The sequence below is a fragment of the Streptomyces herbicida genome (assembly GCF_032656585.1).
GTDB classification, from domain to species: domain Bacteria; phylum Actinomycetota; class Actinomycetes; order Streptomycetales; family Streptomycetaceae; genus Streptomyces; species Streptomyces herbicida.
In genome coordinates, this window is the sequence record NZ_JAUYWJ010000003.1 from 344,459 (window position 1) to 357,866 (window position 13,408).

Sequence of the window (13,408 nt, forward strand, 5' to 3'; positions counted from 1 at the left end):
TCTTGCGTCTCCTACGTCACTTGAGCTTGGCCGCCTGGGCCTTGATGACCACGGGCGGCACCGCGTAGGCCTTCTTGGACATCATCGCGCCGATGTTCATCGTGTAGTAGGTCACGAGGGTGTTCTTGTGGCGCACGACCTCGACGTGGACCGGAGCGGCGTCCCCGTCCTCCATGTCGGCGGTCGCGGCGAACGCCACCGACTCGTCGCCCGTGCCCGAGGACTTCTCCTCGGCGATCTTGGTGTACTTCTGCTTGTCGCTGCCCACGGTCGCGGTGAAGCCGCCCGAGCAGCCCTTGACCGCGTCGGAGACCGACTTCAGCGCCTTCTCGGCCCCGTCCCCGTCGTACGAGGCCAGGCCGAGGATGGTGACGTCCCGGTCCAGGGACTTGTTGATCGCGTCCTCGAACTTGCCGTCGGCCAGGTCGCCCATGGACGTCGCGTCGTCCGTGGGGTCCTTCTTGTCCTCCATGACCGTGCGGCCGGTCTGCGTCACCGCGCCGCCCGGCCCGCGGCCGCTCAGGGAGTCGAGAAGCGGCTCGCACTGGGCGGCGTCGGCCTTGGCCGTCTTCCTGACCGAGTCCGTCTTCGCGGGGGTGACCTTGTACCCGTCCACCTCGCCCTGAGCGAGGATCAGCTTCTTCAACTCCGCGGCGCTCAGCGCCTTCGTGGCCGGTTCCGACCCCTTGGCGTCCCCGGAGCCTCCGGAGTCCTTGGAACCCCCGTCGGAACAGCCCGTGACAAGGGCGAGCGACAGCACGCTCACTGCGGCGGTGGCGCACAGCCGCACGCCCGATGATCTCTTCATGATCGGACTATGAGACTTGAGTCAAAGAATCGTCAAGTAATTTAAAAACCCAAGCGTTCCCGGCGCACCGAATACACCACAAAACCCGCACCCACGGCGAGGAAGAGCGTTCCGCCGACGACATAGGGCGTGGTGTCCGGGCTTCCCGTGTCGGCCAGTTGGGTGCCGTCCGCCGCGTCCGCCGCGGTCTCCGTGGTCGCCTCCGACATCGCCCTGGCCTGCTGGGTGACCTGCGTCGCCGAAGTCTCCGCTCTCGCCGGGGCGTCCTGCGACGCATTGGCGGACGGGACGAACCACAGGGCGCCCAGCAGGGTCCCCGCGGCGGTGGCGGTCAGCAACGAGCGGCGAGCGGATGACACGGAATATCGATCCCCCTTGTGACGCTGGCGAATTGGCCGTGTGGGGCGATGTTAGTGAAAATCGCGGGTCACGGGAAAGTCACGGGAGGTTTCGGTCGTACGCTCCGGGCATGAGCACTCCAGAGACATCACGTTTTGTACGCCTTCGGGTGGAGCTGGTCCTCGAGATCGAGGACGCGGACGCCGTGACGAAGCGGGCGCTGCAGCGCCTCGCCGGTGACACCGAGATGCCGGACGAGGAGCGGACGCACGCCGAAGGGGCTGTGACGGAAGACACCGCCGAGGCCATCGCGTATCTCGTGGATCCGTTCGACCTGGTCAGTGAGGTGCCCGGGGTCGAGCTCCAGCAGGCCTCCTGGTCCAGCGAGCGGATCGAGTACGACCCCGACTCGCCGGACTGGGACCTCGACGACGATGATGTCGAGGAGGACGAGGAAGAGGGCATCGGCTGAGCGTTCTGGGGAATTCGTGACCCCGGGCGGCAACCGCCGTCCGGGGTTTCGTCGTCTCAGGGGGCGCACGAGCGGACTCCGCACCACCCCCGCCCCGGCGGACGTGGTGTGGCCCACACATCCGGTGTATGTGGAACGGGGCGAGTCGGCCGTAGCGTTGAAGGTTCTTGAGCCGGGGGCTCGGTGTTTCGCGGATTCGGCAACGATGGAGAAGCGTGTGATGACGGACAGTAAGCGGCGCAAGGGCCTGATGGCCGCGTCCGCACTGCTCGGCGGTGTTCTGGTGCTCACGGCCTGTTCCGGCGGCGACGACAAGGCCTCCGGCACCGGCGGCGACACCTCGCAGGCGAAGGCGGACGAGGCGGCAGCCAAGAAGTCCTCCGAGGCCCAGATCACGATCACGCCCAAGGACGGCTCGAACAACGCCTCCATCAACAACTCCGCCGCCGTCACGGTCAGCAAGGGCACGCTGACCAGCGTCAGCATGACCACCACCGACGGCAAGACCGTCGCCGGCGCGCTGTCCGCCGACAAGAAGAGCTGGAAGCCGACCGGTCAGCTGGAGCGTTCCACCAGCTACAAGGTCGCCGCCGAGGCCAAGGACGCCGCGGGCCTCGTCGCCCACGAGAACGCCTCGTTCACCACGGTCTCCCCGGCCAACAGCTTCATAGGCAACTTCACGCCGGAGGACGGCTCCACCGTCGGCGTGGGCATGCCCGTGTCGATCAACTTCGACAAGGCGATCACCAACAAGGCCGCGGTCCAGAAGGGCATCACGGTCACCTCCAGCAGCGGCCAGGAGGTCGTCGGCCACTGGTTCAACGCCAACCGCATCGACTTCCGCCCCGAGACGTACTGGAAGGAGAACTCCACCGTCACGCTGAAGCTCGCGCTCGACGGCGTCCAGGGTGCGAACGGCGTCTACGGCGTGCAGCAGAAGACGGTCACCTTCCACATCGGCCGCAACCAGGTCTCCTACGTCGACGCGCAGACCAAGCAGATGAAGGTCACGCAGGACGGCAAGACCATCAAGACCATCCCGATCTCCGCCGGTTCGCCCGAGAACAAGACGTATCAGGGCATCATGGTCATGTCGGAGAAGTTCAAGGAGACGCGCATGAACGGCGCGACCGTGGGCTTCACCGACGACGACGGCAAGGGCGAGTACGACATCAAGGACGTGCCGCACGCCATCCGCCTGACCAGCTCCGGCACCTTCCTGCACGGCAACTACTGGGGTGCGAAGTCCATCTTCGGCAGCGTCAACACCAGCCACGGCTGTGTGGGTCTGTCGGACACCAAGGGCGCGAACGACCCGAACACGCCCGCCGCGTGGATGTACAACAACTCGATCCTCGGTGACGTGGTCGTCGTCAAGAACACCGGCGACAAGACCGTGGCGCCGGACAACGGCTTCAACGGCTGGAACATGGACTGGGCGCAGTGGAAGGCCGGTTCGGCCGCCTGAGCACAGCCATCCCGCAGCTTGACCGATGCCGCCCCCGCCGAGGGGCGGCATCGGCGTTTCCGGGCCCTTCCTGGGCCTTTCCGGGCCCCTTCTGGGGTCGGCCACAGCCTTCTCATCGTTCTCTTATTGCGGCCTTATCGAGTCATCACGGTGCGTCCCTAGCTTGCGGGCCATGTTCTTCACCTACCTGAGGCGCGAACTGCGCCGCCGCAGAAAGGCGGCCCTCGTCGTCGCCTCCGGTCTCGCGCTGGGCATAGCGCTGGTCATCGTGGTCAACTCCGTGTCCAACGGCATGGGGAAGGCACAGGACAAGGTCCTCCAGTCGCTCTACGGCCTCGGTACGGACATGACCGTCACCAAGGCGGCGTCGGTGTCCACCGGGAACGCGCAGCGGCCGCGTTTCCAGTTCGACGCGCAGAACAACGGCGACTCCAAGTCGCAGAGCAGCGACCGGGTCATGGTGCAGGGCTTCACCACGCTCGCCTCCTCGACCGTCACCGAGGTCGCGGACCAGAAGGGCGTCTCCACCGCCGTCGGCGGACTGAGCCTCAACGTGGTGAAGGTCAGCGGACAGTTCACCCGCGGCCAGTTCCGGCAGAACCCGAACGCGGGCGGCAACCGGCAGGGCGGACCCGGCGGGGGCAACGGCCAGCCGCAGGGTGAGGTCCGGGGCGGCGGCGCCGACTTCGACATCAACCAGTACACGGTCTACGGCACCGACGTCACCAAGACGGTGCTCGGCCCGCTCACCTCGTCGAAGATCACCAGCGGCCGCACCTTCAGGACGACCGAGACGAACGCCAAGGTCGTCGTCGCCGACTCGGCCTACGCCAGGACGAAGAAGTACAAGGTCGGCTCCACGGTCACCATCAAGGGCGTCAAGTACAAGGTGATCGGCATCGCCACCGCCGACAGCGGTGACTCGGCGGCCAACCTCTACATCCCGCTCAAGCAGGCGCAGGCGCTGGCCGGCGAGAAGAACAAGATCACCACGGTCTACGTCAAGGCGACCGACTCGCAGCAGATCGACACCGTCAAGAGCGCCATCCAGAAGAACGTCTCCGGCACGACGGTCACCACCTCCGCCGACCTCGCCAAGACCGTATCCGGCTCGCTGTCCACCGCCTCCAGCCTGGCCGCCAACGTCGGCAAGTGGCTGTCCATCGCGGTGCTGGTCGCGGCCTTCCTGGTCGCCGGTCTGCTCACCTCCTCCGCGGTCTCCCGGCGCGTCCGTGAGTTCGGCACACTGAAGGCGCTGGGCTGGAAGTCGGGCCGGGTGACCCGGCAGGTGGTCGGCGAGGCCGTCGTCAACGGTCTGGCCGGCGGCGCCCTCGGCATCGCGCTCGGCCTGGCGGGCGCGTATGTCGTCACCGCGATCAGCCCCAGCCTGCAGGCCCAACTCGGTGGCGGCACGGGCGGCGGCTTCGGCGGCCCCGGCGGTGGCGGTCCCGGCGGCGGCTTCGCGGGCCCCGGCCGCCAGGCGGCAAAGACCCTGGAGGTCGCGCTCACGGCACCGGTCAGCGTGACGACGATCCTCCTCGCGGTGGGCCTGGCGGTGGCCGGCGGCCTGATCGCGGGAGCGTTCGGGGGCTGGCGGGCGTCGAGGCTGCGCCCGGCAGATGCATTGCGGCGCGTGGAGTAGCGGCCACTTGAAGGCACGGCTGAGCGATCCCACTCACGGGCGCGGGGCCGTATCGACATGCGGCTTCACCGCGCGGGCGCGAACGACCCCCACTCAGCCGCACCGAACGATGACGCGCACCACCCCAGGACCCTCCCAGGAGCCACCATGTACGACCTCAGAAACGTCAGCAAGCGCTACACCCGGGGCAAAGACACCATCCACGCCCTGGACGGCATAGACCTCACGATCGGCGACGGAGACAGACTCGTCATCCAGGGCCCCACCGGCGGCGGCAAGTCCACTCTCCTCCAGATGCTCGGCGGTCTCGACCGCCCCACTTCCGGCGAAGTCGTCCTCGACGGCACCGACCTGGCCAAGCTCCCCGAGGCCCGGCTGACCAAGGTCCGCAGCGAGAGCATCGGCTTCGTCTTCCAGTCCTTCAACCTGATCCCGACCCTCACCGCCCAGGAGAACGTCGAGACCGCCCTCGTACCGCTCGGCGTGAAGGTGAAGGACCGCCGCGAACAAGCAGCGGAGGCGCTGAAGTCGGTCGGACTCGGCGAACGCCTTGGCCACCTGCCCTCGGAGATGTCCGGAGGGCAGCAGCAACGCGTCGCCATCGCCCGCGCCCTGGTGAAGCAGCCCAAGGTGCTGCTCGCCGACGAACCGACCGGCAACCTCGACGAAGGCATGCGTGACGAGATCATGGAGGTTCTCGAGCGCATGTGGAAGGAGCTCGGGCTGACCTTCATCATGGTCACCCACGACTCCGCGATCGCGAAGAGGGCCCCGCGCCTGGCGACCATCCGCAAGGGGAAGATCACCGTGAAGGAGAACGCGGGCGCGTAGTCGACCGGACACGAGGCGTATAACACCGATCGCACGCGCTCAACTTCCCGATTTTGTAACGGTGTTCCACCCGGCGCGTAACAGTTCCGGGTAGCGCTTTCTCACCCTCCCCTCATCTATTGAGCCGTCAGATCACCCCCCGGCATACTGCGTTGTCCGGGGGGTTGACGTGCATGCGTACGGGACTGCCCCCGGCCGGGTGAACGGGGACTTCGCCAGCCCGGTACTCCATCTCCAGGGGGAGTTTTGCGCAGACAAGTGAAAAGAGCGGCTGCCGCAGGCGTGGCCACCGCAGCAGCCGTCGCCCTCGCCGCAGGCATGACCAGCCCGGCGTCGGCGAAGCCCGAGCAGCGCGCATCGGCCGCTGCCTCGTCGCTCACGTCCAAGCACCGCATCACCCTGATCACCGGCGACCGGGTCGCCGTCGACAGCAAGGGCCGGGTCGTCGGCCTGGAGAAGGCCAAGGGACGCGAACACATACCCTTCCAGCTCCGCAAGGTCGACGGACACACCCTCGTCATCCCCGCCGACGCGGCCAATCTGGTCGCCTCCGGCAAGCTGGACCAGCGGCTGTTCGACGTCACCGAACTGAACAAGGCCGCCACCCGCAAGTCCCTCAAGCACGGTCTGAAGGTCATCGTCGGCTACCGTGGCGCCGCCACCGCCGCCAAGGCCGATGTCCGTGACGCGGGCACGCTGCGTCGCAGCCTGAAGACCCTGAACGCGGACGCGGTGCAGACGCCGGCCAAGGAGACGCCCGAGCTCTGGGACGCGGTCACCAACGGCAGCAAGACCGCCTCCGGCATCGCGCACGTCTGGCTCGACGGGGTCCGCAAGGCCAGCCTCGACAAGTCCGTGCCGCAGATCGGCGCCCCCAAGGCATGGGCGGCCGGCTACACCGGCAAGGGCGTCAAGATCGCCGTCCTGGACACGGGTGTCGACACGACCCACCCGGACCTCAAGGACCAGGTGATCGAGTCCAAGAACTTCTCGGCCGCCGCGGACGCCACCGACCACTTCGGCCACGGCACGCACGTCGCGTCCATCGCGGCGGGCACCGGCGCCAAGTCGGGCGGCAAGTACAAGGGTGTCGCGCCCGACGCGAAGATCCTCAACGGCAAGGTCCTGGACGACACCGGCTCCGGTGACGACTCCGGCATCCTCGCCGGCATGGAGTGGGCGGCCCAGCAGGGCGCCTCCGTCATCAACCTCAGCCTGGGCGGCTATGACACGCCCGAGATCGACCCGCTCGAGGCCGAGGTCAACAAGCTCTCCACCGAGAAGGGTGTCCTGTTCGCGATCGCCGCGGGCAACGAGGGCCCCGAGTCGATCGGTTCGCCGGGCAGCGCGGACGCCGCGCTCACCGTCGGTGCCGTCGACAAGAGCGACAAGCTGGCCGACTTCTCCTCGACCGGCCCGCGCACCGGCGACGGCGCCATCAAGCCGGACGTGACCGCGCCCGGTGTCGACATCACCGCCGCCGCGGCCAAGGGCAGCGTCATCGACCAGGAGGTCGGTGAGAAGCCCGAGGGCTACCTGACCATCTCCGGTACGTCGATGGCCACCCCGCATGTCGCGGGCGCCGCCGCGATCCTGAAGCAGGAGCACCCCGACTGGGGCTACGCCGAGCTGAAGGGCGCCCTGACCGGCTCCGCCAAGGGCGGCAAGTACACGCCGTTCCAGCAGGGTTCGGGCCGCATCGCGGTCGACAAGGCGATCAAGCAGTCCGTGGTCGCCGACCCGGTCTCGGTGAGCTTCGGTGTGCAGCAGTGGCCGCACACCGACGACAAGCCGGTCACCAAGCAGCTGACGTACCGCAACCTGAGCACCAAGGACGTCACGCTCGACCTGGCCGCCACCGCCACCAACCCCAAGGGCCAGGCGGCTCCCGCGGGCTTCTTCAAGCTCGCCAAGACCAAGGTGACCGTCCCGGCGGGCGGCAAGGCCTCGGTCGACCTCACCGTCAACACCAAGCTGGGCGGCACCCTCGACGGCGCCTACTCCGCGTATGTGACCGCGACCGGCGGCGGCCAGACCGTCCGCACGGCCGCCGCGGTGCAGCGCGAGGTGGAGTCGTACGACGTCACGCTGAAGTTCATCGGGCGCGACGGCAACCCGGCCAAGTACTACGACGTCGACCTGGCGGGTGTCGCGGGCCTGGCAGGCGGCCGCGACCTCACGCCGTACGACCCCTCCGGCACGGTGAAGGTGCGCGCGCCCAAGGGCACGTACATCCTGAACTCGGCGCTGTTCGTGGACCCGGAGGACGGCACCAAGGGCATCGACTGGATCGCGCAGCCGAAGCTGACCGTCGGCAAGAGCCAGACGATCACCATCGACGCGCGCAAGGCCAAGCCGGTGGACATCACCGTCCCCGACGCGGCCGCCAAGTCGGCGTTCGCCTCCCCGGAGTTCGACGTCACGGTGGGCGACGGCTCGTACGGCTACGGCTGGTTCCTCGACACGTACGAGAACTTCCGCACCGCGGGTCTCGGCCCGCAGATCACCGACGGTTCCCTGTACCAGCAGTGGGACGGGCACTGGATCAAGGGTGACAACGAGCAGTACGACACCGTCGCCGGTACCCACGTCAAGCAGCTCGCCACCGGTTACACCAAGCACTACAAGGCGGGCGACCTGGCCACGGTGAAGGCCAACCTCGGTGCCGCCGCCAGCGGCAAGAAGGGCTCGGTCAACGCGGTCGGCTGGCTGCCGGAGAGCTCCGGTGGCTCCTCCATCGGCGTCCCGCAGGCGATCCCCAGCACCCGTACGCTGCACCTGTCCACTCAGAGCGGTGTGAAGTGGGGCATGGACTTCGAGCAGACCGCCGGGGTCGACTCGGACGGCTTCCCGATCACCGACGCGTACTACACGCTGGGTGCGGCGCAGACCTTCGCGGCCGGCAAGACCTACGAGAAGACCTTCAACACGGCGGTCTTCGGCCCGCACCTCAACGCGGACTACGGTCTGTTCCGGGACGGCAACGACATCTACGGCATGCTGCCGCTGTTCGCCGACGGCAACAAGCACGCCGGTTCGTCGGACTTCACCTCGGTGACCACCACCCTGTACCGCAACGGCACCAAGGTGGGCTCCACCAAGGACCCGATGTTCGGCGAGGAGCCCTTCAAGGTTCCCTCCGGCGACGCCGAGTACAAGCTGACCACCTCGGTCAAGCGCACGGTCAAGGTCGCGGCCGCCTCCACGCGGATCGACGCGAGCTGGACCTTCCACTCCAAGAAGCCGACCGGCAGCAGCATCGCCAAGCTCCCGGCCTCCACCCTCCGCTTCAACGCCAAGACCGGTCTGGACAGCCGCGTCGAGGCCGACAAGACGGTCACCTTCCCGGTCACCGTGGAGGGCGCGGCCGCGGGCAGCAACCTGAAGTCGCTGTCGGTGTACGTGTCGTACGACTACGGCCAGACCTGGAAGAAGGTCGAGGTCCGAGGCGGCAAGATCACCGTCAAGAACCCGGCCAAGGGCAAGGCCATCTCGTTCCACGCGAAGATCGCCGACAAGAAGGGCAACAAGTCGACGATCTCGATCTACAACGCCTACTACGGCAAGTGAGCCGTAATGGCTGAGTAGGCCGTGAGCGAACGGCCCGCCGGAAGTGCAGCTTCCGGTGGGCCGTCCGTGTTTGTGTGCACCCATGACGGCTCACACGGTCGAATACATCCGGTACCGCATTCCCGAGCAGCAGTCGGCGGAGTTCCTGGCCGCCTACACCCGCGCCGCGACGCACCTCGCGGCGGCACCGCAGTGCGTGGACTACGAGCTCACCCGCTGCGAGGAGGACCTGGAGCACTACGTCCTCCGGATCACCTGGAAGTCCACCGAGGACCATCTGGAGGGCTTCCGCAAGTCGGCCTCGTTCCCGCCGTTCTTCGCGGAGATCCGCCCGTACGTGGAGAACATCGAGGAGATGCGCCACTACGGGCCCACGCCGGTGCGGGGCACGGGCGCGGCGACCCCGACCCTCTACGACTGGGCGGGCGGCGAGGAGGCATTCTCCCGCCTGACCGAGGCCTTCTACGACAAGGTCCTCAAGGACGACCTCCTGGCACCGCTCTTCGCGGACCTGCCGGCCGAGCACGCCGCCCACGTCGCCCTCTGGCTCGGCGAGGTCTTCGGCGGGCCCGCCCGCTACTCCCAGACCCAGGGCGGCCACGGCCACATGGTCGCCAAACACTTCGGCCGCGACATCACCGAGGCCCAGCGCCGCCGCTGGGTCAACCTCATCCAGGACGCGGCGGACGAGGCGGGCCTGCCCACGGACGCGGAGTTCCGCTCGGCCTTCCTGGCCTACGTGGAGTGGGGCACACGACTGGCCCTCTACTTCTCCGGCCCCGACGCGAAGCCGCCGGCGGAGCAGCCGGTACCGAAGTGGAACTGGGGGGCCGCACCGCCGTACCAGGGGTGAGGGGATCCGTCAGGGGTTCAGACCGACGGTACGACCCTCGCCGCGTCCGTGCCCCAGCTGGCGAGCAGCCGCAGGGCCTCCGCCGACGGTGAGCCCGGGTCCGCGTGGTAGGTGATCAGGGACTGGTCACTGCCGTCCGTCATGCGGAACGACTCGAAGTTCAGCGACAGCTCGCCGACCAGTGGATGGTGCAGCCGCTTGACGCCATGGCTCTTCTCCTTGACGTCATGCGTCGCCCACAGGCGCCGGAAGTCCGGGCTCTTCACGGACAGCTCGCCGACCAGCGCCGACAGCCGGGGGTCGTCGGGATAGCAGCCGGCGTCCATCCGCAGCGCGCAGACGATGTCGATCGCCTTCTGCTCCCAGTCGACGAACAGCTCGTGGTACTCCGGCTTCAGGAACACCAGCCGAGCCCAGTTCCGCTCCGCCGCGGGCAGCTCTCCCCAGTCGCCGAAGAGGGCGGCGGCCATCCGGTTCCACGCCAGGATCTCCGAGCGCCTCCCGACGACATACGCCGGCACTCCGTCCAGCGCGTCCAGCAGCTGCCGCAGCGGCACCCGCACCTGCTGGGCGCGTGCCGACGCCTTCTTCTTGTGCTGCTTGCCCTTGGCGAGGTGGGTCAGATGCGCATGCTCGGCGTCGGACAGGCGCAGCGCCCGGGCGATCGAGTCCAACACCTCCACCGACACATTCCGCCCGTTGCCCTGCTCCAGCCGCGTGTAGTACGCCACGGACACCCCGGCCAGCTGCGCCAGCTCCTCGCGGCGCAGCCCGGGCACCCGGCGGTGCCGCCCGAAGTCCGGCAGCCCCACGTCCTCCGGCTTCAGCCGGGCCCGCCGGGTGCGCAGAAACTCGCTGAGCTCGGCGCGCCGGTCCAGGGAGTGGCCGGGGGCGGCAGTCTCGGGCTGTTGGTCCATACAGCCAGTATCGGACGCATTCCGTGGTCGTACGCCCAGGAACCTGACCCCGCCAGTGGTAGGCACGGCAGACGTACGCAAAGGTGTGGTCTGGGTGACCGCCGGGACGTGAGGCAGGCTGGAGCAGTGCCCGGCGGGAAGGCAGCCGGGCGCGTCACCCCTGCTAGGAGAACCACGCCATGACCACTGTTGCTGCGTACGCCGCGCCCGCCGCGAAGGCCCCGCTGGAGCGGACCACGATCGAGCGGCGCCCGGTCGGCGAGTTCGACGTCCTGATCGACATCAAGTTCGCCGGCATCTGTCACTCCGACATCCACCAGGCCCGTGAGGGCTGGGGCACGGCGATCTTCCCGATGGTGCCCGGCCACGAGATCGCCGGTGTCGTCTCCGAGGTCGGTTCCGGTGTCACGAAGTACCAGGTCGGCGACCGTGTGGGTGTCGGCTGCATGGTCGACTCCTGCCGCGAGTGCGACAACTGCAGGGCCGGTCTGCAGCAGTACTGCTCCAAGGGCGGCCCCGTCTGGACGTACAACGCCGTCGGCAAGGACGGCGAGCCCACCTACGGCGGCTACGCCGAGAAGATCGTCGTCGACGAGAGCTTTGTCGTCCGCATCCCCGACGGTCTCTCCCTGGACGTGGCCGCGCCGCTGCTCTGCGCCGGCATCACCACGTACTCCCCGCTGAGGCACTGGAACGCCGGCCCCGGCAAGAAGGTCGCCGTCGTGGGCCTCGGCGGCCTCGGCCACATGGGCGTCAAGATCGCGCACGCGCTCGGTGCGGAGGTCACCGTCCTGTCGCAGTCCCTGCGCAAGAAGGACGACGGCCTGAAGCTGGGCGCCGACCACTACTACGCCACCAGCGACCCGAAGACCTTCGAGGAGCTGAAGGGCACCTTCGACATCATCCTGAACACGGTCTCGGCGCCGCTCGACTTCGACGCCTACCTCTCGCTGCTGCGCACGGACGGCGCGATGGTGAACGTCGGCATCCCTGAGGAGCCGGTCCAGATCCTGCTGTCCTCGGTGTTCGGCAACCGCCGCAGCCTGAGCAGCTCCGGCATCGGCGGCATCCCGGAGACCCAGGAGATGCTCGACTTCTGCGCCGAGCACCACCTGGGCGCCGAGATCGAACTGATCGGCGCCGACAAGATCAATGAGGCGTACGAGCGGGTGGTGGCGAGCGACGTCCGCTACCGGTTCGTGATCGACACCGCGACGATCTGACGCGCCCTGCCCGGCCGCCGCCAGGGCCGGCCCCGACAGCGGGGCGGGCCCTGGCGCCGGCGTCGGCCGCCGCAGTCCCGTACGCCGTGGGTCACTAAGGTAAGGCTTGCCTTGGTTTGTTGCGGAGTATGTTGGCAGGAGGAGGTGGACACGATGACTGTGCAGCTGAACCACACCATCGTCGCCGCGCACGACAGCCACGCCTCGGCCGAGTTCCTCGCCGGCCTTCTGGGGCTCGAAGTGGGCCCGGACTACGGCCCGTTCGTGCCCGTCGGGATACCCAACGGCGTGACGCTGGACTACATGGACACCGCCGGCGCCATCACCCCGCAGCACTACGCCTTCCTGGTCTCCGAGGGCGACTTCGACGCGATCTTCGCCCGCATCGGGGAGGCGGGCCTCACCTACTGGGCGGACCCGTTCCACAGCCGTGCCGGCGAGATCAACACCAACGACGGCGGCCGCGGGGTGTACTTCGACGACCCCTCCGGCCACCGCATGGAGATCCTCACCCGGCCCTACGGAAGCGGGAGTTGAGTCAGCGCACGGGGAACGCCCCGCCGTCGCCGTAGGACCGTACGAGCACGTCCTCGCCGCCGCTGCCGTCCGCCGGCCGCACCACGTGGGCGCGCCCGAGCCCCGAGACCCGGGCGGCCCCGTCGTCGCCCACCTCGACGAGCGTGTTCTCGTCGATGGCGACTCCGTACGGGACGTACCCGCGGGCGACCGCCGCGACGAGCCTCGGCAGCGTCCCCCACTGCGCGGCGTGCACGTCCACCCCGAACGGCACGAGCCCGAGCCCCGGCCGTACACCGATCTCCTCCAGGTCCTCCGCGGAGTCCTCCGGACACACCGGAACCCCGTCCAGGAGCCACCCGCCGACCACGGTGTGCCGCGCGGCGACGGCGGCGCCCGCCGAGAACCCGGCGTACGGGACACCGCGCTCGGCGAGCGCGCGCGGCAGCGCTTCGAGACACCCCGCGAACGCCTCCTGATACGCGGGCGTCAGCCCGCCGCACACCAGCACCCCGTCGAGATCCGCCACTGCCTCCGGCCCGAACCGCCCGCCCAGAGGCACGAGCAGCGGTACGGGCGTGCAGTCCCCGGCCTTGCGCAACGCCCCCTCGTAACGGGCGAACTGCGCGTTGCCGTCGCCCTCGTCCAGGATCACGCACCCGATGCGCGGGGCGTCCCCGGCCGCCCCCAGGAACGGCTCGTAGACCTCCACGGTGTCCCATCCGCCGCCCATCAGAAACGTACGGCTGCCCATCCCTGTCCCTCCCGT

Annotated in this window: 12 protein-coding genes; 8 read left to right on the forward strand and 4 right to left on the reverse strand. The window is 68.6% G+C overall.

Annotated elements, in window-relative coordinates; translation table 11 throughout:
• Window positions 1–16: 16 nt before the first annotated feature.
• Both Q8A52_RS08645 and Q8A52_RS08650 read right to left on the reverse strand, forming a co-directional pair.
• Window positions 17–808: a hypothetical protein gene (locus Q8A52_RS08645; RefSeq protein WP_316747770.1), complete on the reverse strand. Its 792-nt coding sequence runs from the start codon at window positions 806–808 to the stop codon at window positions 17–19.
• Window positions 809–849: 41 nt separating this feature from the next.
• Window positions 850–1,167, reverse strand: coding sequence for an LAETG motif-containing sortase-dependent surface protein (locus tag Q8A52_RS08650; RefSeq protein ID WP_316747772.1), 318 nt, complete (start codon window positions 1,165–1,167; stop codon window positions 850–852).
• Between the two features lie 110 nt (window positions 1,168–1,277).
• Between Q8A52_RS08650 and Q8A52_RS08655 the strand changes: the two genes are divergently transcribed.
• The 6 genes from Q8A52_RS08655 (at window position 1,278) to Q8A52_RS08680 (ending at window position 9,983) form a co-directional block, all read left to right on the forward strand.
• The gene (locus Q8A52_RS08655) at window positions 1,278–1,619 is read left to right on the forward strand and encodes a hypothetical protein (protein WP_316747774.1); all 342 of its coding nucleotides are present in this window, start codon (window positions 1,278–1,280) and stop codon (window positions 1,617–1,619) included.
• A 220-nt stretch (window positions 1,620–1,839) separates the two neighbouring features.
• Window positions 1,840–3,087 carry a L,D-transpeptidase gene (locus Q8A52_RS08660; RefSeq protein WP_316747776.1) on the forward strand — a complete coding sequence of 416 codons (1,248 nt, stop codon included), beginning with the start codon at window positions 1,840–1,842 and terminating at the stop codon, window positions 3,085–3,087.
• A 172-nt stretch (window positions 3,088–3,259) separates the two neighbouring features.
• Complete coding sequence (locus tag Q8A52_RS08665) at window positions 3,260–4,729, forward strand: ABC transporter permease (protein ID WP_316747778.1); 1,470 nt, start codon at window positions 3,260–3,262, stop codon at window positions 4,727–4,729.
• 147 nt (window positions 4,730–4,876) lie between these two features.
• Complete coding sequence (locus tag Q8A52_RS08670) at window positions 4,877–5,560, forward strand: ABC transporter ATP-binding protein (protein ID WP_316747780.1); 684 nt, start codon at window positions 4,877–4,879, stop codon at window positions 5,558–5,560.
• Between the two features lie 258 nt (window positions 5,561–5,818).
• The gene (locus tag Q8A52_RS08675) at window positions 5,819–9,130 is read left to right on the forward strand and encodes a S8 family serine peptidase (protein WP_316747782.1); all 3,312 of its coding nucleotides are present in this window, start codon (window positions 5,819–5,821) and stop codon (window positions 9,128–9,130) included.
• 82 nt (window positions 9,131–9,212) lie between these two features.
• Window positions 9,213–9,983 carry a group II truncated hemoglobin gene (locus tag Q8A52_RS08680; RefSeq protein ID WP_316747784.1) on the forward strand — a complete coding sequence of 257 codons (771 nt, stop codon included), beginning with the start codon at window positions 9,213–9,215 and terminating at the stop codon, window positions 9,981–9,983.
• Between the two features lie 17 nt (window positions 9,984–10,000).
• Here Q8A52_RS08680 and Q8A52_RS08685 read toward each other — a convergent pair whose 3' ends face one another.
• Window positions 10,001–10,900 carry a helix-turn-helix domain-containing protein gene (locus Q8A52_RS08685; protein ID WP_316747787.1) on the reverse strand — a complete coding sequence of 300 codons (900 nt, stop codon included), beginning with the start codon at window positions 10,898–10,900 and terminating at the stop codon, window positions 10,001–10,003.
• A gap of 179 nt (window positions 10,901–11,079) precedes the next feature.
• Here Q8A52_RS08685 and Q8A52_RS08690 point away from each other — a divergent pair, with 179 nt between their 5' ends.
• Both Q8A52_RS08690 and Q8A52_RS08695 read left to right on the forward strand, forming a co-directional pair.
• Window positions 11,080–12,123 (forward strand): NAD(P)-dependent alcohol dehydrogenase, encoded by a 1,044-nt coding sequence (locus Q8A52_RS08690; protein WP_316747788.1) that lies wholly within the window; start codon window positions 11,080–11,082, stop codon window positions 12,121–12,123.
• A gap of 153 nt (window positions 12,124–12,276) precedes the next feature.
• Window positions 12,277–12,660 (forward strand): VOC family protein, encoded by a 384-nt coding sequence (locus Q8A52_RS08695; RefSeq protein ID WP_316747790.1) that lies wholly within the window; start codon window positions 12,277–12,279, stop codon window positions 12,658–12,660.
• A gap of 1 nt (window position 12,661) precedes the next feature.
• Here Q8A52_RS08695 and Q8A52_RS08700 read toward each other — a convergent pair whose 3' ends face one another.
• Window positions 12,662–13,393 (reverse strand): Type 1 glutamine amidotransferase-like domain-containing protein, encoded by a 732-nt coding sequence (locus Q8A52_RS08700; protein WP_316747792.1) that lies wholly within the window; start codon window positions 13,391–13,393, stop codon window positions 12,662–12,664.
• Window positions 13,394–13,408: the final 15 nt, after the last annotated feature.

Excerpts from the sequence above, each read along its gene's own strand:
- Q8A52_RS08660 (WP_316747776.1), top strand. The coding sequence starts at position 1,840 with ATGACGGACAGTAAGCGGCGCAAGGGCCTGATGGCCGCGTCCGCACTG.
- Q8A52_RS08670 (WP_316747780.1), top strand. The coding sequence starts at position 4,877 with ATGTACGACCTCAGAAACGTCAGCAAGCGCTACACCCGGGGCAAAGAC.
- Q8A52_RS08655 (WP_316747774.1), top strand. The coding sequence starts at position 1,278 with ATGAGCACTCCAGAGACATCACGTTTTGTACGCCTTCGGGTGGAGCTG.
- Q8A52_RS08665 (WP_316747778.1), top strand. The coding sequence starts at position 3,260 with ATGTTCTTCACCTACCTGAGGCGCGAACTGCGCCGCCGCAGAAAGGCG.
- Q8A52_RS08685 (WP_316747787.1), bottom strand. The coding sequence starts at position 10,900 with ATGGACCAACAGCCCGAGACTGCCGCCCCCGGCCACTCCCTGGACCGG.
- Q8A52_RS08690 (WP_316747788.1), top strand. The coding sequence starts at position 11,080 with ATGACCACTGTTGCTGCGTACGCCGCGCCCGCCGCGAAGGCCCCGCTG.
- Q8A52_RS08700 (WP_316747792.1), bottom strand. The coding sequence starts at position 13,393 with ATGGGCAGCCGTACGTTTCTGATGGGCGGCGGATGGGACACCGTGGAG.
- Q8A52_RS08645 (WP_316747770.1), bottom strand. The coding sequence starts at position 808 with ATGAAGAGATCATCGGGCGTGCGGCTGTGCGCCACCGCCGCAGTGAGC.
- Q8A52_RS08695 (WP_316747790.1), top strand. The coding sequence starts at position 12,277 with ATGACTGTGCAGCTGAACCACACCATCGTCGCCGCGCACGACAGCCAC.
- Q8A52_RS08680 (WP_316747784.1), top strand. The coding sequence starts at position 9,213 with ATGACGGCTCACACGGTCGAATACATCCGGTACCGCATTCCCGAGCAG.